A 20,555-nucleotide genomic window follows, 5' to 3' on the forward strand; every position below is an offset into this window, starting at 1 on the left:
ACTAAAAAAGCTGAACCTAAAGTTGAAGAAGTTGCACCAAAAGCAATTGTATCTGATGATTTAAGTTCAATGAGTGTTGCTGAATTAAAAGCTTTAGCTAAGGAAAATGGTATTGAAGGATACACTTCTTTAAAGAAAGCTGAATTAATTGAAGCATTAACTAAATAAAAAATTCAATTTTAAAACCATAACATCATGGCACATAAAAAAGGAGTAGGTAGTTCGAAGAATGGTAGAGAATCAGAATCGAAACGTCTAGGAGTAAAAATATTTGGTGGTCAAGCTGCAATTGCAGGTAACATTATCATCCGCCAAAGAGGAACTACACATCACCCAGGTGAAAATGTGTATATGGGAAAAGATCATACCTTACACGCAAGAGTTGACGGGTTGGTAAAATTCCAAAAAAAGAGAGATAACAAATCTTATGTTTCTATTGAGCCTTTTGAAGCTTAAGAAATAGATTTTTATAAAATTAAAACTCCCAAACGTAAAAGTTTGGGAGTTTTTTTATGTGCTTATTTTGTACATTTGTACGCGTATGTATTTTATATATAATATACTTGTTTTAATTGCTGGTTTTTCTTTAAGAATTGTAGCACTGTTTAATAAAAAAATAAAACTTTTTATTAAAGGTAGAGAACAAATTTTTCAAAAATTAGTCAGTGTTATTTCTAAGAACGATAAAGTAATTTGGTTTCATTGTGCATCACTTGGTGAGTTTGAGCAAGGGCGACCAATACTTGAAAAATTAAAAGAACAACACCCAACTTATAAATTTGTTTTAACTTTTTTTTCACCATCAGGTTATGAAGTTAGAAAAAACTATAAAATGGCAGATGCAATTTGTTATTTACCATTAGATACAAAACTGAATGCTAAGAAATTTTTGGATATTATTAATCCAACATTGGTTGTATTTGTGAAATATGAGTTTTGGCCAAACATTTTAAAAGAACTAAAAGTTAGAGAAATTAAAACGATATTGGTTTCAGGAATTTTTAGAGAAAATCAAGCTTTTTTCAAATGGTATGGCGGTTGGATGAGAAAATCATTAATAGCGTTTGACCATTTTTTTGTTCAAGATGAAAATTCAAAATTGCTACTAAACAATAGCAACTTTTTAAATGTTACTGTAAGTGGCGATACACGTTTTGATCGTGTTTATGAAATAACAAAACAAGATAATCAGTTATCTTTTATTGAAAATTTTAAAGATAATAAATACACTTTAGTTGCAGGAAGTACTTGGAAAGATGATGAAGAACTATTAATTGAGTATATTAATAATGAAGCTTCAGAAAATGAAAAATTTATTATTGCTCCACACAATATTAATTCAGACGCTATTCAAAAGCTTAAAAATTCCATAACTAAAAAGGTGATTTTGTTTTCAGAAAAAGAAAACTTAAATCTTACAACTTATCAAGTATTTATAATTGATACAATAGGAATTTTAACAAAAATATATAGTTATGCTAATGTAGCTTATGTTGGTGGAGGCTATACTAAATCAGGAGTTCATAACGTTTTAGAACCAGCAACTTTTGGAATTCCAATAGTAATTGGTCCGAATTATCATAAATTCAATGAAGTTAAAGAATTGATAAAAGAAGGAGCTTGTTTTGTTGTGAATGATTCTGAAAAATTATCCGTACTTTTAAAAAAAATATTTCAGTTGAAACAACACAGAGAAAAAGCAGGGAAAAGCGCTTTAAAATATGTAATTGATAAAACTGGAGCTACTAGTAAAATTTTATATTATTTAAGAAAATGAGAGAAAAATTAGAAAACTACTTTTCATTTGTATTTGAGAAAGAGTTGTTAGATGAGATTGAGCAAGTTGGCACTTATAAAAAACTTCGTGAAAATGAACTTTTAGTTGATTTAGGTGATAAAATGAAAGGAGTACCTTTATTACTTGAAGGAGCTATTAAAATAGTAAGAGAAGATAAAAAAGGTGAAGAAATTTTGCTGTATTTTTTAGAGCGAGGAGATACATGTGCTAGTTCATTTGCAAGTGCAATATCAAATGGGAAATGTGGTATTAGAGCAATTGCTGAAAAAGAATCTGAAATTATTTTTCTGCCTGCTTCAAAACTTGATGAATGGCTAGTTAAGTATAAAACGTGGAGAAATTTTGTAATTGATAGTTATAATATTCGTCTAAATGAAATGATGGAAACTATTGATACACTTGCATTTATGCGAATGGACGAGCGTTTGTATAAATATTTGAAAGACAAAGCTCAAATAATGAGAGAAATGTCACTAAACACAACGCATCAGGAAATTGCATATGATTTGCATACCTCAAGAGTTGTAATTTCAAGATTGTTAAAACAACTTGAAAATGAAGGTAAAATTAAGCTGAATAGAAATAGAATAGAAATTTTAGAATTTTAAATTCTGTGATATTTGTTACAAATCAGCATAATTTATATAATATTTTTAAAAGACTAACTAAAATTAATAAATTATGGAATTTATAACACAGCCTTGGGCCTGGTATGTTGCTGGTCCTATTATTTCAGTTGTTATGTTTTTGCTTTTTTTCTTTGGTGAACGTTTTGGAGTGTCATCAAATTTAGAAACTCTATGTTCTATTGGTGGAGCTGGTAAATTTGTTGATTATTTTAAAATTGATTGGAAGGAAAACATCTGGAATTTAATTTTTGTCGCAGGTTCTATTGCCGGTGGCTTTATAGCTTCTTATTGGTTATCACCAACAGATGTTGTTGCCCTTAATCCACAAACAATTCAAGATTTAGCGGATATTGGAATTGTAAATGCAGGATCCTCTTACTTACCTGATGAAATTTTTAGTATTGAAACCATGTTAACCTTTAAAGGCTTTTTTATTTTACTAATTGCTGGAATAATGGTTGGTTTTGGTGCACGTTGGGCTGGAGGATGTACATCTGGTCATGCTATTGTAGGATTGAGTAATTTAGAGATTCCTTCATTAATATCTGTTATTGGATTTTTTATTGGAGGTTTAATAATGACTTGGTATATTTTACCACTAATATTCTAAGATTATGAAATATATAAAATTTTTTTTAATAGGTATTCTTTTTGGAATAGTTATGAGCAAAGCAGAAATAATTTCATGGTATAGAATATATGAAATGTTCAAATTTCAATCATTCCATATGTATGGTATTATTGGTTCTGCTGTTTTATTAGGAATAATAAGTATGTTTCTTTTTAAGAAAAAAATGATTAAAACTTTTGAAGGTAAAGAAATTCACGTAAAACCCAAAAAAGGTGGAATATATAGGAATCTATTAGGTGGAATTCTTTTTGGTTTAGGTTGGGCTTTAGCAGGTGCTTGTCCAGGACCCATGTTTGTTTTAATAGGAAAAGGAGTCACTTCTATTTTAATTGTAATTTTTGGAGCAACTTTAGGGGCATTTCTATATGGTTTGTTTAAAGATAAAATTCCTCATTAAAACTTCATAGAGTATAAGATTAAAATAAAGTTAATGAAACTAGACGAGATTGTTAAAGCTAATTTTTCTAATTTATTCGAGGATAGTTTACTTCATGAAATTTGTATTAATGGTATTTTAAAATACGCAGAACCCGAAAAAATAATATTAGAAATTAGAAGAGAAATTACTTTTATTCCTTTAATTGTATCTGGTATTGTTAAAGTTATGCATAGAGATGGGAAAGGAAACGGTATTTTTTTACACTATTTGTTAGAAAATCAAACCAGTGCAATTGCTATTTCGTATGCTTTAGAAAATAAGAAAAGTGAAATTAGGCTTGAATCTCAAAGTAATATAACATACATAGCAATACCTTCAAAAGTAGTAGATTCGTGGTTTTTAAAATTTCAATCTTGGAGAGCTTTTTATTTTAAATTAAATAGGCAACAAACATCATTTTTAATTGAAACAATTGATGATATTGCTTTTACAAGTTTAGAGAATAGATTGTTGAAATATTTAGAATATACCAGCTTAATAAGTAATAACAATACAATAAGTAGGAAGCATTTTGATATTGCTCGTGATTTAAAAGTTTCAAGAGAAGCAATTTCAAGAATTTTAAAAAAACTGGAGAAAGAAGAAGTAATATCTTTAGGTAGAAATAAAATAACACTCAATTAATGGAGTTAAGAGATAAGTTTGGAAGAAGAATCAGCTATTTGCGATTAGCCATTACAGATCGCTGTAATTTACGTTGTCAATATTGTATGCCAGCTAACGGAATTGATATTGTAGATAGAAAAGAATTACTTTCATACAAGGAAATGTATAGAATTACACGTGTACTTTCTGAATTAGGTGTAAATAAAGTGCGTTTAACTGGTGGAGAACCTTTTGTTCGTAAAGATTTTGTGAATTTCTTAGAATCACTTTCTTTTAACGATAAATTAGATGAAATTAACATAACAACCAACGGAGCATTAATTTCAAATCATATAGAAAAATTAGAAGAATTAAATATCAATGCAATTAATTTAAGTATTGATAGTTTACAAAGAGAAAAATTTGCTAAAATTTCACGTCGAGATGTTTTTGTTGAGGTTTATGATACCTTTGAAAAATTAGAAAAAAGTAACTTGAAATTGAAATTAAACGTGGTAGTTCAATCAGGGTTTAATACTGATGAAATTATTGATTTTATAGAACTTTCAAAAAATAAAGACATTGCGGTTCGGTTTATTGAAGAAATGCCTTTTAATGGGAAAGGGCAACGGGATATGAAGGAAGAATGGAATTTTGAAAAAATTATACACCATGTAAAAGAACATTATTCAGAAGTGGAAACACTTCAAGATAAAAAATCTTCTACTTCACGAAATTTTAAAATACCCAACTACATAGGCACTTTTGGAATAATACCAGCTTTTACACGTACTATTTGTAACGATTGTAATAGAATTAGAATTACCGCAACCGGAATGTTTAAAAACTGTTTATTTGATGGTGGGGTTTTTAATGTAAGAGACTTTATGAGAGATGGAGCAAGCGATGATGAATTAAAACAGCTATTTATTGATACTGTTCATAAAAAACCTGAAAATGGTTTTATTGCTGAGGCAGCTCGCGGAAACAATGTTTCAGAAAGTATGTCTACAATTGGTGGCTAATATAAATGATAACAAATAATGAGTTTAATAACAGCAAGTGAAGCATTAGAAATAATTTTAAAAACTTCAGAAGATTTTGGGACTGAAGAAGTTAAATTTTTAAAATCATTAGGAAGAACTTTAAAGGAAGATATTGTAGCAGATCGTGATTTTCCACCGTTTAACAGAGTAAGTATGGACGGAATTGCAATTGATGTAGCAGCTTTTAATAACGGACAAAGAGCTTTCAAAATTGAAGCAGTTCAGGCGGCTGGAAGCGAGCAATTGACAATGCAAAACCCAACAAATTGTATTGAAGCTATGACAGGTGCAATATTGCCAAAAAACACGAATGCTGTCATTCAATATGAATTATTAACTATTGAAAACGAAATTGCCACCATAAATTTAGAAGCAGTAAAAAACCTTCAAAATGTTCATTTAAAAGGATTAGATAGAAAACAAGGTGACATTTTAATTTCTAAAAACAAATTAATTTCACCTGCTGAAATTGGTGTGTTTGCAACGGTTGGAAAAACAACTGTAAAAGTTGCAAAGCGGCCAAAAGTAATGATTATTTCTACGGGGAATGAATTAGTAGGAGTTTGCGAAACGCCTGAAGAACATCAAATTAGAAGAAGTAATGTTTACACGTTGGTTTCACTTTTAGAAAAATTGAATATTCAAGCAGAAACAGCACATATTTCAGATGATAAAAATTTACTTTTAAGTAAAATAAGTTCTTTTTTGAACGATTTTGATGTGTTGTTATTTAGTGGAGCAGTTTCAAAAGGAAAATTCGATTTTATCCCTGATGTATTAAATGAGTTAGGTGTAAAAAAATTATTTCATACCGTTAAACAACGTCCTGGTAAACCATTTTGGTTTGGAAAAAAAGGAAGTAAAACTGTTTTTGCTTTCCCAGGAAACCCAGTTTCAACTTTTGCTAGTTGTTTAAAATATTTTTATCCTTGGTATTATAAATCTATGGGTTTAAATTTTGAAAATAAAAATCAAGCAATTTTAACTGAAGATTACTTTTTTAAACCAGATTTAACGTATTTTTTACAAGTAAAAGTTACCTCAAAAGAAGGTAAAATATTTGCAACTCCAATTACTGGAAGAGGATCTGCAGATTTAGCTAACTTAGTTGATTCTGATGCTTTTTTGGAATTGCCAGATGATAGAAGTAATTTTACAAAAGGAGAAGCATTTCCTTTAATAACATACAGATAAAAACCGTCATTGCAAACGTAGTGAAGCAATCTCTAAATATGGAAGAAAAATTTTCACACATAAATAAAAAAAACCATCCAAAAATGGTAAATGTTGGGGATAAAAAAGTTACTAAACGGATGGCAACTGCAAAAGCAACCATGTTTTTAGGTGCTGAAATTATTTCTCATTTTGAACATAAAGAATTAACCACTAAAAAAGGACCGGTTTTTCAAACAGCTATTATTGCGGGTATTCAAGCTGTTAAAAAAACTTCAGAATTAATTCCAATGTGTCATCCGTTATTAATTAACGGTGTTGATATTGATATTGAAATTATTGACAATGAACATATAGAAATTTTTTGCACAGTTGCAATTGAAGGAAAAACAGGTGTTGAAATGGAAGCGCTTACAGGTGTAAATATTGCTGCATTAACGGTGTATGATATGTGTAAATCTATTTCTCAAAAAATGGTTATTAAAGAAGTTAAATTGGTCGAAAAATCTGGAGGGAAAAGCGATATAAAAAATGGGTAAACATCAAAAACACGCAAAACTAAAATTAAGAGATAACGATAATTTTGCTCCAAATGAAATTGCCTTTGTTGGAACAAAATGTGATGTTATTTCAAATTTGGTACATCAAGTTTCTGAAAATTTATTAAACTATAAATTAGCTTATTTTGATGCTTCACATAATAAGGATATAGAACCAAAACCTGTTGAAACTTTTGTATTTCATCATAAAGGAATGGCCGCTATTTCAATAAATTATGAAGTGAATAAATTCAATCAACGTGTTCAGTTTTCACAGTATGATTTTGTTTTTATTAATGGAAATCATTATGAAGGAGCGAAGCAAATTTTAATTTTAGATAAGGATAAAGAAGCTTCAGTTTTAAAAAGATTGGATCAGTTAAACAATATTCAGTTTGTTATAAAATTAACGGATGATGTTGATTTTTTCGATTTTTTAGAAGAAAAAAAACCTCAAATCAAAAATTTACGTTGTTACCATATCAATGAAATTGATAAAATATCAAAGCATATTGAAAATTTAATCAAAGAAAAAATAGCACCCATTCAAGGTTTGGTTTTGGCTGGTGGAAAAAGCACTAGAATGGGAATCGACAAAGGGACTTTAAATTTTTACGGTAAAAATCAGCGAGATGTAGCTATTGAGTTGCTAGAAAAAAATAAATTAAAAACATTTTTATCAGTTAGAGATGAGCAAGAAATTGAGATAGAGAATAAAATTACCGATAAATTTGTTGGTTTAGGTCCGTTTGGAGCTATTTGCTCGGCGTTTCAAGAAAATCCTGATGTTGCTTGGTTGGTAATTGCAACCGATTTACCTTTTGTGAATGATGAAGTAATTCAATTGTTGTTAAAACATAGAAACCCTTCAAAAGTTGCAACTGCAATTAAAGGAAAAAATCAACAATTTTTAGAGCCGTTAATTACAGTTTGGGAACCTAAAAGTTATACTTTATTGCTAAATTATTTAGCGCAAGGGTACTCTTGTCCAAGAAAAATATTGCTAAACTCTGATGTTGAAATTGTTGAAATTGAGGATTCATTTATAAGAAATATTAATACACCAGAAGATTTTAAAGCTGCTCAGAAAGAAATAAATGAATAAAACACTTCATATACTTAATGGAGATAGTTCATTACCTATTTTAGAGAACTCTGGAATTAAAGGAGATGTTGTTATATGGCGTGAAATGCTGTGTGAAGGATCTGTACTTAAAGAAGTAGGTAGTGATGAATTTTGGACTAAAAGATATACTTTTTTTGAAGAAGAATTTGGAATTGGCAGATTAGAATACTATGACAAAACCATTAAAGAAATTGTAAAATTAGAAAATGTTTCAGGTTATAATGAAGTGATTTTATGGTTTGAATTCGATTTGTTTTGCCAAGTAAATCTTTTAGCCCTTTGCTCGTATTTATTGAATAATTATGTGAAAAAGACCAATTATTATTTAATTTGTACAGGGAAAGTGGAAGGCAAAGAAAGACTACAATCATTATCAGATTATTCACCTTTAGAATTTAAAATATTATTTGAAAATAAAATTGCACTGAGTAAGTCAAATCTAGAATTTGCAAAAGAAAGCTGGGAATTGTATGTTGAAAACGATTTAAATAAATTTAACGAATTTAACTTCAATCAAAATTCAAAATTTCAATATTTACAAGCAGCAATCAATCAACATTTGAATAGATTTCCTGCTAAAAATGGATTGAATCAAATTTCAACTAAAATTTTAGAAATTATAAACTCTAATTTGTTTTCAGAAAATGAGATTGTAAGAAATCTATTAATTTGGCAACAAAATGAGACTGTTTATGGGTTTGGAGATTTACAGTATTTTCAATATCTTAAAAAGTTAAATACCTATTTTAGTATAAAAGATTCACTTTATTATTTAAATGAAGTTGGTAAAACTGTAGTTTTGCAATAATGGAATTAACAAGAGAAGATTATTTTAAAAGACAAACTACTTTAGCTGAATTAGGTAAAGAAGGACAAGATTTATTGCAAAAAGCTAAAGTTATAGTTATTGGCTGTGGCGGATTAGGAAATCCAATTGCAATTTATTTGGCAACAAGTGGTGTTGGAGAGCTTCATTTAGTAGATTTTGATACGGTTTCTGTTTCAAATTTACATAGACAAGTGTTTTTTAAAGTTGAAAATATTAAGCAACCAAAAGTAGAAGTTTTAGCGAATGAAATTAAAAAAAGAGCTCCTTTTACTAAAGTTACTTTTACAAACGAAGCGATAAATAAAAATTCTATTTTATTGTTAGTCTCCAAATTTGATGTCGTTGTTGATGGTACAGATAATCTTAAAATTAAATATTTAATAAATGATGCCTGCGTACTAACCAAAAAGCCATTAGTGTATGGTTCTTTATATAAGTTTGATGGTTATGTGGCAACATTTAATGTGTTAAATGGCGAAGGTGATTATACATGTAATTTAAGAGATGCTTTTCCAAAGATTGCAACAGATATTCCAAACTGCGAAGAAGCTGGAACTTTAAATCCAATAGTTGGAATTATTGCATTGTTACAAGTAAATGAAGTGATAAAAATAATTACTAAAATAGGTAAATTATTAACAAATCAATTGTTAATTTACAATGCGCTTGAGAATTCGCAATTCAAAATGAAATTGAAAAGAAATGATTCAATTGATATTGAAGCAATTTTTAATGCTTCAAGTTATGAAGCTGATAATTGTGAAATACAAGATACTAACTTATTAATCTCTTCTTCAGAATTAAAAAATAAATTGAATTCCAAAAATATTGAAATTATTAGTATTTATAATGATTTAGATAAAATACTGCCTTTTAATGTTCATCAAAAAATACCTCACAAGTCATTTACTGTTGAAAATTTCATTCCAAATTATGAAAAACATTATGTAATTGTGTGTGAAAAAGGAATTACAAGTTATAATGTAACTCTAAAATTAAAGGAAAGATACCCTTCTTTACATGTGTTTAGTTTGTTTGAAGGAATAAAAAATTATTAAATGCAGAAGCCATTAGAATTTTATACAACTCAAAAAGTATTTTTTGAGCAAGAATTAAAAACCTTAAAAAAGAAATTAGCAGTTTCCAGTTCATTGCGTCTCTTCATTTTTTTAAGTGCAATTTTCGGCATTTATTTCTTTTTTGGGAATGTTAAAATTGTAATTTTTATTGTAGTGATATGGATTATTTCATTTGTCTATTTAATAATGAAGCATACCAAATTACAATACAAGAGTAATCTAAATAAAGCATTCATTGAAATAAACAAAACAGAAATAAAGGTTTTAAATAGAGATTATTTTTCATTAAATGTTGGAAATGAATTTATTGACCCAACACATCCTTTTAGTTATGATATTGATTTGTTTGGGAAAGGATCTTTTTTTCAATATTGTAACAGAACAGTTACAAATGAAGGCAAACAACAGTTTGTTGAAAGACTTACTAATAATGATATTTCAAAGGTCGTTGAAAGGCAAAATGCTATTAAAGAATTAAGTAAAAAAACAAAGTGGAGACAGCAATTTTCAGCACTTGCTAGTTTGGTAAAGGTTGAGCATCCAGCGAAAGAAATTGTAGATTGGATACATAATTATAAATCAGTTTTCCCAAAATTTACAGCCTTTCTACCAAAAGTATTTTCTGTTGTTTCAATAGTGTTAATTATACTTGTTGGTATGCAAATTATTGCTGAACAAATTTTGTTACTTTGGTTTTTGGTTGGATTAGGAATTTCTGGAATATATCTCAAGAAAGCAAATGAATTATACAACGATGCAAGCAATGCTAAAGATACTTTTAAGCAGTATCATAAATTATTGAATGAAATTGAAACAGCAACATTCAATTCAAAAATATTAAAAGAAAAACAGCAAGAGATTCAAACCGAAACACAAAAAGCATCTACCATATTCGCTAAATTCTCTAAAGTATTAGATGCTTTTGATCAGCGTAATAATTTAATAGTTGCAGTATTAGGAAATGCTTTTTTATTGCGTGATTTACAACAAGTTTACAATGTTGAAAAATGGATAAATAACTATAATAATAAAGTAGAAAATTGGTTTAGTGTTATTGCTTTTTTTGATGCTCAAAATTCTTTAGCAAATTTTGCATATAACCATCCAAGTTATATTTTTCCTGAAATTGATAAAAATAAAGAGGTAATTACTTCAAAAAATCTAGGTCATCCTTTGTTGAAAGAATTGCAAAGAGTTGATAACAATTTTTCAATTGAAAATCAACAATTTTTTATTATTACGGGTGCAAATATGGCGGGGAAAAGTACTTTTTTAAGAACTGTTTCATTGGCTATTGTTATGGGAAATATGGGCTTGCCAGTTTGTGCATCAGCATTTAAATACAATCCTATAAAGTTAATTACAAGTATGCGTACTTCAGATTCTTTGACTGATAATGAATCTTATTTCTTTTCTGAATTAAAACGATTAAAATTTATTGTTGATGAAATTAAAACAGAAGAATACTTTATCATTTTAGATGAAATATTAAAAGGAACCAATAGCACAGATAAAGCAATAGGATCTAAAAAATTTGTACAAAAATTGGTAAGTTCAAAGTCTACAGGAATAATAGCTACACACGATTTAAGTTTGTGTGAAATTGAAGAAGATTTATCTCAAGTTAAAAACTATTATTTTGATGCCGAAATTATAAATGATGAATTAAATTTCGATTACAAATTAAAAGATGGTATTTGTAAAAATATGAACGCTTCTTTTTTATTGAAAAAAATGGAAATAATTTAAGGATGTGAATTTACCCATACTTCACCATCTTCAAAATGTTCTTTTTTCCAAATAGGAACCGTATCTTTTAAAGTATCAATAGCAAGCTCACAAGCTTCAAAAGCTGCTTTTCTATGAGCCGATGAAACGGCAATAATTACTGGAATAGCACCAATTTTTAATTCTCCAACAGCATGATGAATAGCAATTTTATGAATTGGGAATTTCTCTAATATGATATTAGCAATTTTTTGCATTTCTTTTAAAGCCATAGGCTCATAACCACTAAAATCTAGAAGAGTAACCGTTTTGTTTTTTGTTGAATCACGAACAGTGCCAACAAAAGTAACAATACCACCACAAGAATCATCTTCAACAAAATTAGTGCAATCTTGTAAGCTCAATATTTCTGATGTTATTTTTATAGATGTTCTTTGTGTCATTCTTTTAACTATTATTTGGCAAATTTAACAAATCTAAAGGCTATTTTCGCAAAATATTTAATTTTAAGGAATTCAAATGAAAAAGGCATTTAGAGTTATTAGTTTATTGGAAGGATTATCTTTTATCGTTTTATTATTTATTGCAACTCCAATTAAATATTTCGGAGAAAATGATTCATATGTAAAAATGTTTGGAATGCCACACGGAATTTTATTCCTATTGTATGTTGTATTTGCAATTATGTTGAAATATGAATTAAAATGGAAATCAAAAACCTTTTTGGTGATTTTGGGCGCTTCCTTAATTCCTTTCGGAACTTTTTATATTGATAAAAAATATTTAAGAAATTAACCTCCACTTACTGGTGGAATAATTGCAACCACATCACCTTCATTAATTATTAAATCGTTATTTGCGTATTCTTCATTTACAGCAATCGCAAACTCATGAATATTTTTTAAATTAGGGTATTCTGTTTTAAGCAGATTTTTCAACTCTTCAATTGTTATTTTTCCCTCAGATGTATAGCTTAATGAATTTTTTTTAACTAAATCCGTAGTAATTCCAAAAAATAAAATAGTAAAATTCATAATAAAGAGTTAAATTAGTACAAAAGTAAATTATTTCTAATTATTAAATGAATTATCTTATTTAAATTGATTCTAAATAATATATTGTGTAATCTTCATCACAAAGATAGTACAGTCAATAGCTAAATTTGTTTAATTCAAAATTTTATAAATTAACTATGAAGTATGGTTTTATAATTGACAATCGAAAATGTATTGGTTGTCATGCTTGTACAACAGCATGTAAATCAGAGCATGATGTAGCTGTTGGAGTTAACAGAACATATGTTAAGCAAGTTGAAAAAGGTGAATTTCCTGATACGCGTAGAATTTTTTCAGTAATGCGATGCAATCATTGCACGGATGCTCCTTGTGTGGAAATATGTCCGGTTCAAGCATTGTATACTCGTGAAGATGGCATTGTAGATTTTGATAACAACCGTTGTATTGGTTGTAAATCTTGTATGCAAGCTTGTCCTTATGATGCATTGTACATTGATCCAGACACAAATACAGCGGCAAAATGTAATTATTGTGCACACAGAGTTGATGTTGGTAGAGAACCTGCTTGTGTCGCTGTTTGTCCAGAACATGCAATTATTGCTGGTGATATGCACAATCCAACTACTGAAATTTCACAATTGTTAGCACGTCAGGCAGTGAAAGTTCGTAAACCTGAAAAAGGAACCAATCCAAACTTATTTTATATTGATGCAGATGACGCATCATTAGTTCCTGAAGCAACAGATAAATCTGGGCCAGGTTTGTGGAATTCACAAGCACGTGGCGTAGGACATTTTGCAAAAGCTGCAGAAAAAATGATGCACACCAATGATGATGTGGATTTATTGCAAATGACAATAAATAATGAAATTGAAGCGGCATATCAAAGAAAGGATTCTGAAAATCCAAATTATATAGATGTATTAACTGGAAAAGCGCGTAGAGTTTATGACACACCAGATAAAGGAATTTTATGGGGATGGGAAGTTTCAACATATGTATTTACAAAAGCAATTGCCGCTGGCGCATTTTTAATTCCATTTTTAGCAATTATGTTAGGCTATGAAGTTTCTATAACTGCTAAATTATGGTCTGCAGGTATTTCATTAACATTTTTAGCTTTAACAGGATTATTTTTGGTGATGGATTTAGATAGACCAGATCGTTTTTTAAACGTTTTATTGCGTCCACAATGGAATTCGTGGTTGGTTAAAGGTGGTTATACCATTACTATTTTCGGATTGTTAGTAACAGTTTGGGGAGTAATGACATTCTTCGAAATAAAAACAGGAGAGATCGTATTATTATGGATTACAGCTGTTTTTGCAGTTTTATTAGCAGTTTATACAGCATTTTTATTTGCGCAGGCAAAAGGACGTGATTTCTGGCAAAGTCCAACGTTACCATTACATATGCTAGTACACAGTATAATGGCTGGAGCCTCAGTTTTTGTAATTGCAGGATTTATTTTTGGATATGAAAACTGGATGGATATTTTGAAAATCACAATGGTAATTTCTTTGGCGGTAAACTTATTTACATTAATTGCTGAACTAACAATTACACATCCAACAACTGCAGCAAAAACGGTTGTAACAATGATAACTAAAGGCCGTTATAAAAATTTATTTTGGACAGTAACGGTATTGATGGGAAATATTATTCCATTATTATTTATAATATTTGGGAACTCCCATTTTTTATTAATTGTTGCTTCAGTTTTAGTTTTAGTAGGAATTTTAATTACTGAAAAGATTTGGGTGGAAGCACCACAAAGAATTCCATTAGCTTAATTTAAAATAAAAAAATCATGGGTTATAAGAAACCATCGTTTATAGAAAATATAGCAGAAAAATTAGGAATTATTCCAAATCTGCATAAAGAAGGATATCAAGAATTTGATAGCGATATGCGTCAATTTACTGATGAACAAGTGGCACAAATGTATGAGAATTTTCCACCACCTGAAAAGTGGGATAATTGGGTTGAATACAATCCAAAAGTTTGGCCTAGAAAAGAGAAAAAAACCTATCAAATTGTACCAACAACTTGTTTTAACTGTGAAAGTGCTTGTGGTTTAACAGCTTTTATTGATAAAGAAACACAAGAAGTTAAAAAGTTTGAAGGAAATCCTTATCATCCTGGAAGCAGAGGTAGAAACTGTGCAAAAGGTCCTGCTACTATTAATCAAGTTACAGATCCAGATAGAATTTTATTTCCTTTAAAGAGAAAAGGAAAACGAGGTGAAGGTGAATGGGAACGTGTTTCTTGGGATGATGCTTTAGATACCATTGCAACTCGTATTAGAAAGGCAATTCTTGAAGATCGTCATAATGAAATAGCATACCATGTAGGAAGACCAGGAAATGAAAAATTCATGAATTGGATTTTACAAGGTTGGGGAATTGATGGTCATAATTCACACACAAATATTTGTTCTTCAGGAGCACGTTTTGGATACAATTTATGGTATGGTTATGATAGACCATCACCAGATCACGCTGAAGCAAAATTTATATTATTAATTTCTGCACATTTAGAGTCTGGGCATTATTTCAATCCACATGCGCAGCGTATTATTGAAGGAAAAATGAAAGGAGCTAAATTGGCCACCATGGATCCTCGTTTATCAAACACAGCTAGTATGTCAGATTATTGGTTGCCATCGTATCCAGGTACTGAAGCAGCAGTCTTATTAGCAATGGCTTTAATTATTTTGGAAGAAGGATTGTACAATAGAAATTATTTAGAAAATTGGACCAACTGGCAAGAATATTTAAGAGCAAGACACAGCGATAAAGAAATAACTTTCGAAAACTATATTGCTGCAATGATTGCAGAGTATAAAGAATTTACTCCTGAATATGCAGAGAAAGAATCTGGTGTAAAAGCTGAAATGATAATTGAAATTGCCCACAAAATTGGGGAGGCTGGTGAACGTTTTGCATCTCATAACTGGCGTGCTGCAGGAGCTTCAAACCTTGGAGGTTGGGCAGTTGCACGTTGTTTGCATTTTTTAACTGTTCTAACTGGAGCAGTTGGAGCTAAAGGAGGAACCTCTCCAAATTCTTGGAATAAATTTAAACCAACTCAACCAAATCCACCTGCGCCTCAGAAAAAATGGAATGAATTACATTTTCCAAAAGAATATCCGTTGGCATTCTTTGAAATGAGTCAACTATTACCACATTTCTTAAAAGAAGGTAGAGGCAAAATGGATGTTTATTTTTCAAGAGTATTTAATCCCGTTTGGACCTACCCTGATGGATTTACATGGATGGAAATGTTTTCTGATGAAACTAAATTTGGATTGCACGCTGCATTAACTCCAACCTGGAATGAAACAGCATTTTTCGCAGATTATGTATTGCCAATGGGATTGGCATCTGAACGTCATGATTTAAATAGCTACGCTACACATGGTGGAACTTGGGTTGCTTTTCGTCAGCCAGTATTAAGAGAAGCTGCACGTAGAAATGGGAAACCCGTAAAATTAACATATGAAGCCAATCCAGGTGAAGTATGGGAAGAAGATGAATTTTTCATTGAATTATCTTGGAGAATTGATCCTGACGGAAGTATGGGAATAAGAAAAACATTTGAATCACCATATAGACTAGGAGAAAAAATCACGATAGATGAGTATTACCAATATATTTTTGAAAGAATTAAAGGTTTAAACGAAACTGCAAAAGCAGATGGATTTACTGGCCAATTTGCAGCATTAGAATACATGAAAAAATATGGTGCTTATGAAATTGAAAAAGGTGAATCATACAAAATGAATGAAAATCAATTGAGTGAAGAACAATTGAAAGGCACTAAGGTTGATCCAATAAATGATGTTATTTCTAAAAACGGAAAACCAATAGGTGTTATGATAAATGGAAAACCTTGTGTTGGTTTCCCTACACCATCTCGTAAAAATGAGTTTTATTCACAAACCATGGTGGATTGGAAATGGCCAGAATATGCAACACCAACGTATATAAAAAGTCATATTCATAATGATGTATTGAACAAATCAAAAGGAGAATATGTATTAGTTCCTACTTTTAGGTTGCCAACTTTAATTCATTCTCGTTCTGGAAATGCAAAATGGCTGGTTGAAATATCAAATAGAAACCCAATTTGGATGCATCCAGATGATGCTAAAAAATGGGGATTTCAAACAGGTGATTTGGTGAAATTAAATACCGACATAGGTTATTTTATTGATAAAGTTTGGGTAACACAAAGTATGAAACCAGGCGTTGTTGCTTGTTCACATCATATTGGCAGATGGAGGCGACCACAAGATCAAACAGGTAACCGTTGGGCAACCAATACGGTAAATATTGAAGGTGACGGAAAAGGAGGTTGGAGAATGAACACCATTTCAGGCATAAAACCGTTTGAATCTAGTGATAAAGATTCAAAACGAATTTTCTGGAAAGATGGAGGTGTGCACCAAAATATCACACACGCGGTGCATCCTGATCCAATAAGTGGGATGCATACTTGGCATCAACGTGTTAGAATAGAAAAACCAAAAGAAGGTGAGAACTATGGAGATATATTTGTAGATACTAATAAATCTCATGAGATTTATAAAGAATGGTTAGCAATGACTCGTCCAGCACCTGGACCAAATGGAGAAAGAAGACCCCTTTGGTTTAATAGAGCATTTAAACCAGATGAGTCTGTTTATTATATAGATGAAAATAAAAAATAATAACACAAAAAATCCCTCAATAGTGGGGTTTTTTTGTGTTATTGCATAGAAGAGTAAGGCAGTTTGTTCCTAATTATTTTTAGTTTATTAATCTGAATTTATGAGTGCTTTATTTTACCCTTATTAGGGTAATGTGTTATTGTATAGAAATATATAATATTATAAAAAAAGCAAACTTATTATTAAAAATTTATAAAAAGTGTAAAATAATATCATTCAGAGTATTTTATATGTAACATTTGTGCGTTTAAAAATGATAATTATCATATAAGGCATGTCATATATGATTAACTTTGCATTACAATATACATAAATCATAAATATCATGAGTGATTCTAAATTCAGAGACGAAGCATTAAAATATCATCAATACCCTACTCCAGGGAAAATACAAGTTGTTCCTACTAAAAAGCATGCCACCCAAAAGGATTTATCTTTAGCCTATACTCCAGGGGTTGCAGTGCCTTGTTTAGAGATTGAAAAAGATCCAGAAAATGCATATAAATATACATCTAAGGGTAATTTAGTAGCTGTAATTTCTAATGGTACCGCTGTTTTAGGATTGGGAGATATTGGAGCTTTAGCAGGAAAACCAGTGATGGAAGGAAAAGGATTGCTTTTTAAAATATTTGCAGATATAGATGTTTTTGATATTGAAGTAGATACACACGATGTTGAAAAATTTATAGAAACGGTAAAAAATATTGCACCCACTTTTGGAGGAATTAACTTAGAAGATATTAAGGCTCCTGAAGCTTTTGAAATTGAGCGTAGGTTAAAAGAAGAACTGGATATTCCTGTAATGCATGACGATCAACATGGAACAGCAATAATTTCTGCTGCAGCATTAAAAAATGCGGTTGAAATAACCGGGAAAGATATTTCTAAAGTTAAAATTGTAGTAAGCGGCGCAGGTGCTGCAGCTATTTCTTGTTCTCGATTGTATTTAGCTATAGGCGCAGAAAGAGAAAATTTAGTAATGTGTGACAGTAAAGGAGTTATTAGAAAAGATGCAGAAAACCTAACTGAACAAAAAACGGAATTTGCAACTGATAGAGATTTACATACTTTAGAAGAAGCAATGATTGGTTCAGATGTTTTTATAGGATTATCTAAAGGACATATTGTAACTCCAGAAATGTTAATGACTATGGCTAAAGACCCAATTGTTTTTGCTATGGCAAATCCAACTCCTGAGATTGAATATGAATTAGCCATAAAAACACGTAAAGATATTATTATGGCTACTGGAAGATCTGACAACCCAAACCAAGTGAATAATGTTCTTGGTTTTCCGTTTATTTTTAGAGGAGCCTTAGATGTTAGAGCTACTGGTATTAATGAAGAAATGAAAATTGCAGCAGTTCATGCATTGGCTAATTTAGCTAAAGAAACAGTGCCAGAACATGTAAATATAGCATATGGAAAATCTAATATGCAATTTGGTAGAGAATATATTATACCTTCTCCTTTTGATCATAGGCTAATTATAGAAGTTCCCCCAGCAGTTGCAAAAGCAGCAATGGATTCTGGAATTGCAAAAAAACCAATTACAGATTGGGATGCATACAAAGAAGAGTTAGCAGAAAGACTAGGATCTGGTAATAAATTTATTCGAATGCTGATGTCAAAAGCAAAATCAAAACCAAAAACAATCATTTTTGCAGAAGCAGATCATTTATCTGTTCTTAAAGCTGCTCAAATTATACATGAAGAAGGAGCGGGAATCCCCATTTTGTTAGGAGACAAAAGTATTATCAAAGAATTAATGAAGGAAATTAATTTTGATGCAAATGTAACAATTATTGATCCAGTAGCTTTAGAAGAGAAAGAACGAAGACATAAATTTGCTCAAGTTTATTGGAAAAAAAGACAACGCAAAGGAATAACGTTGTTGGCAGCACAAAGATTAATGCGTGGGCGTAATTATTTTGCAGCAATGATGGTAAATGAAGGTGAAGCAGATTCATTAGTTACAGGTTATTCTAGAAGTTACCCTGCAACTGTTAAACCAATGATTGAGTTAATAGGGAAAGAAGAAGGCGTTAAAAAAATAGCAGCAACAAATATTATGATTACCAAAAAAGGACCTATGTTCTTTTCTGATACAGCCATAATAATCAATCCTACAGCTGAAGAACTAGCCGATATTTGTTATATGACAAGTGAGTCCATGAAAATGTTTGGGTTTGATCCTAATTTAGCGATGTTATCTTTTTCTAACTTTGGGTCTTCTAACTCTGAAGCAGCCAGAAAAGTTGCTGAAGCAACAAAAATAGTCCATTCAAAATTTCCAAATTTGGTGGTTGATGGGGATATACAAGTTGATTTTGCTTTAAACCAAACTATGTTAAAAGAAAAATTTCCTTTTTCTAAATTGAATGGTAAAAAAGTGAATGGTTTAATTTTTCCAGGATTAGAATCAGCAAATATTGGTTATAAATTAATGAGAGAGTTTAACAATATTGAATCTATTGGTCCAATAATTATGGGACTTAAAAAACCTGTTCATATTATCCAGCTTGGAGCAAGTGTAGATGAAATTGTAAACATTGCATGTGTAGCGATTATTCACGCTCAGGAAAAATCGAAAATTAAATAATATTTTATTACATTTGGGGTTATTACAAAAGTGAAATATGATAACTCAAATAAGAGGTAAATTAACAGAAAAAAACCCCACTTACGTTGTAGTAGATGTAGGTGGGGTTGGTTATTGGCTAAACATTTCTTTAAATACTTTTTCACTTTTGCCAGATGATGAAGCTGTATTGTTATACACACATTTATCAGTAAAAGAAGATTCACATACCTTATTTGGTTTCATAAACAAAACAGAACGCGAAATTTTTAGATTACTTATCTCAGTTTCAGGAGTTGGGCCAAGTATTGCACGCACCATGTTATCTTCTATGACTACTGACGAAATTCAACAGGCAATTGCTTCTGGAAATGTTGGTGTTATTCAATCGGTTAAAGGAATTGGAACCAAGACAGCCCAACGAGTATTAGTAGATTTAAAAGATAAAATTTCTAAAACATTTGCTATTGATGAAGTTTCTTTTGCAGAAAGCAATACGAATAAAAATGAAGCGTTATCTGCTTTAGAGGTTCTGGGATTCAACAGAAAACAAGCAGAAAAAGTAATAGATAAAATTTTATTAGAAGATAAAACAGCACGTGTTGAAACTTTAATAAAAAAAGCGCTTAAAAACTTATAAGA

At 30.2% G+C, this 20,555-nt stretch carries 21 protein-coding genes; 19 read left to right on the top strand and 2 right to left on the bottom strand.

The window, feature by feature from the left end; translation table 11 throughout:
- The first annotated feature begins 69 nt into the window (after positions 1-69).
- From ABY863_RS02705 to ABY863_RS02770, 14 genes are all read left to right on the top strand, one after another.
- The gene (locus ABY863_RS02705) at positions 70-168 is read left to right on the top strand and encodes a Rho termination factor N-terminal domain-containing protein (protein ID WP_372792761.1); all 99 of its coding nucleotides are present in this window, start codon (positions 70-72) and stop codon (positions 166-168) included.
- A gap of 27 nt (positions 169-195) precedes the next feature.
- A complete protein-coding gene (gene rpmA / locus ABY863_RS02710) occupies positions 196-456 on the top strand; it encodes a 50S ribosomal protein L27 (RefSeq protein ID WP_299522552.1) in 261 nt (86 codons plus the stop codon).
- Between the two features lie 85 nt (positions 457-541).
- Positions 542-1,777: a 3-deoxy-D-manno-octulosonic acid transferase gene (locus tag ABY863_RS02715; RefSeq protein ID WP_372792723.1), complete on the top strand. Its 1,236-nt coding sequence runs from the start codon at positions 542-544 to the stop codon at positions 1,775-1,777.
- Positions 1,774-2,406 carry a Crp/Fnr family transcriptional regulator gene (locus ABY863_RS02720; RefSeq protein WP_372792724.1) on the top strand — a complete coding sequence of 211 codons (633 nt, stop codon included), beginning with the start codon at positions 1,774-1,776 and terminating at the stop codon, positions 2,404-2,406. Before ABY863_RS02715 ends, ABY863_RS02720 begins: the two co-directional genes overlap by 4 nt.
- Positions 2,407-2,479: 73 nt before the next feature.
- On the top strand, positions 2,480-3,037 hold the full coding sequence (locus ABY863_RS02725) for a YeeE/YedE family protein (protein WP_372792725.1): 558 nt from the start codon (positions 2,480-2,482) through the stop codon (positions 3,035-3,037).
- Between the two features lie 4 nt (positions 3,038-3,041).
- Positions 3,042-3,455: a DUF6691 family protein gene (locus tag ABY863_RS02730; RefSeq protein WP_372792726.1), complete on the top strand. Its 414-nt coding sequence runs from the start codon at positions 3,042-3,044 to the stop codon at positions 3,453-3,455.
- A 33-nt stretch (positions 3,456-3,488) separates the two neighbouring features.
- Positions 3,489-4,121, top strand: a complete 633-nt coding sequence (locus tag ABY863_RS02735; RefSeq protein WP_372792727.1) for a Crp/Fnr family transcriptional regulator — start codon at positions 3,489-3,491, stop codon at positions 4,119-4,121.
- Complete coding sequence (gene moaA, locus ABY863_RS02740) at positions 4,121-5,107, top strand: GTP 3',8-cyclase MoaA (protein ID WP_372792728.1); 987 nt, start codon at positions 4,121-4,123, stop codon at positions 5,105-5,107. Before ABY863_RS02735 ends, moaA begins: the two co-directional genes overlap by 1 nt.
- An 18-nt stretch (positions 5,108-5,125) precedes the next feature.
- On the top strand, positions 5,126-6,322 hold the full coding sequence (locus ABY863_RS02745) for a molybdopterin molybdotransferase MoeA (RefSeq protein WP_372792729.1): 1,197 nt from the start codon (positions 5,126-5,128) through the stop codon (positions 6,320-6,322).
- 38 nt (positions 6,323-6,360) lie between these two features.
- Complete coding sequence (moaC, locus tag ABY863_RS02750) at positions 6,361-6,840, top strand: cyclic pyranopterin monophosphate synthase MoaC (RefSeq protein ID WP_372792730.1); 480 nt, start codon at positions 6,361-6,363, stop codon at positions 6,838-6,840.
- Positions 6,833-7,945: an NTP transferase domain-containing protein gene (locus ABY863_RS02755; protein WP_372792731.1), complete on the top strand. Its 1,113-nt coding sequence runs from the start codon at positions 6,833-6,835 to the stop codon at positions 7,943-7,945. The genes moaC and ABY863_RS02755 overlap by 8 nt, the downstream gene beginning before the upstream one ends.
- Complete coding sequence (locus tag ABY863_RS02760; RefSeq protein ID WP_372792732.1) at positions 7,938-8,774, top strand: hypothetical protein; 837 nt, start codon at positions 7,938-7,940, stop codon at positions 8,772-8,774. The genes ABY863_RS02755 and ABY863_RS02760 overlap by 8 nt, the downstream gene beginning before the upstream one ends.
- Entirely contained in the window at positions 8,774-9,853 is a 1,080-nt protein-coding gene (locus ABY863_RS02765; RefSeq protein WP_372792733.1) for a ThiF family adenylyltransferase, read from the top strand. The genes ABY863_RS02760 and ABY863_RS02765 overlap by 1 nt, the downstream gene beginning before the upstream one ends.
- Positions 9,854-11,623 (top strand): DNA mismatch repair protein MutS, encoded by a 1,770-nt coding sequence (locus ABY863_RS02770; protein WP_372792734.1) that lies wholly within the window; start codon positions 9,854-9,856, stop codon positions 11,621-11,623.
- On the opposite strand, the gene ABY863_RS02775 is transcribed toward ABY863_RS02770, so the two are convergent.
- Entirely contained in the window at positions 11,620-12,045 is a 426-nt protein-coding gene (locus tag ABY863_RS02775) for a molybdenum cofactor biosynthesis protein MoaE (RefSeq protein ID WP_372792735.1), read from the bottom strand. The genes ABY863_RS02770 and ABY863_RS02775 overlap by 4 nt on opposite strands.
- Positions 12,046-12,121: 76 nt before the next feature.
- On the opposite strand from ABY863_RS02775, the gene ABY863_RS02780 reads away from it, so the two are divergent.
- Entirely contained in the window at positions 12,122-12,397 is a 276-nt protein-coding gene (locus tag ABY863_RS02780; RefSeq protein WP_372792736.1) for a DUF3817 domain-containing protein, read from the top strand.
- Here ABY863_RS02780 and ABY863_RS02785 read toward each other — a convergent pair.
- Complete coding sequence (locus ABY863_RS02785; RefSeq protein ID WP_372792737.1) at positions 12,394-12,636, bottom strand: MoaD/ThiS family protein; 243 nt, start codon at positions 12,634-12,636, stop codon at positions 12,394-12,396. The two genes, ABY863_RS02780 and ABY863_RS02785, sit on opposite strands and share 4 nt — an antisense overlap.
- A gap of 158 nt (positions 12,637-12,794) precedes the next feature.
- On the opposite strand from ABY863_RS02785, the gene nrfD reads away from it, so the two are divergent.
- From nrfD to ruvA, 4 genes are all read left to right on the top strand, one after another.
- Complete coding sequence (gene nrfD / locus ABY863_RS02790) at positions 12,795-14,411, top strand: NrfD/PsrC family molybdoenzyme membrane anchor subunit (protein WP_372792738.1); 1,617 nt, start codon at positions 12,795-12,797, stop codon at positions 14,409-14,411.
- A 17-nt stretch (positions 14,412-14,428) separates the two neighbouring features.
- On the top strand, positions 14,429-17,332 hold the full coding sequence (locus tag ABY863_RS02795; protein ID WP_372792739.1) for a molybdopterin-dependent oxidoreductase: 2,904 nt from the start codon (positions 14,429-14,431) through the stop codon (positions 17,330-17,332).
- Positions 17,333-17,657: 325 nt separating this feature from the next.
- Positions 17,658-19,934, top strand: coding sequence for an NADP-dependent malic enzyme (locus ABY863_RS02800; RefSeq protein WP_372792740.1), 2,277 nt, complete (start codon positions 17,658-17,660; stop codon positions 19,932-19,934).
- Between the two features lie 37 nt (positions 19,935-19,971).
- The gene (gene ruvA / locus ABY863_RS02805) at positions 19,972-20,553 is read left to right on the top strand and encodes a Holliday junction branch migration protein RuvA (protein WP_372792741.1); all 582 of its coding nucleotides are present in this window, start codon (positions 19,972-19,974) and stop codon (positions 20,551-20,553) included.
- Positions 20,554-20,555 lie beyond the last annotated feature (2 nt).

It is taken from the genome of Lutibacter sp. (assembly GCF_041562875.1).
Lineage (GTDB): Bacteria > Bacteroidota > Bacteroidia > Flavobacteriales > Flavobacteriaceae > Lutibacter.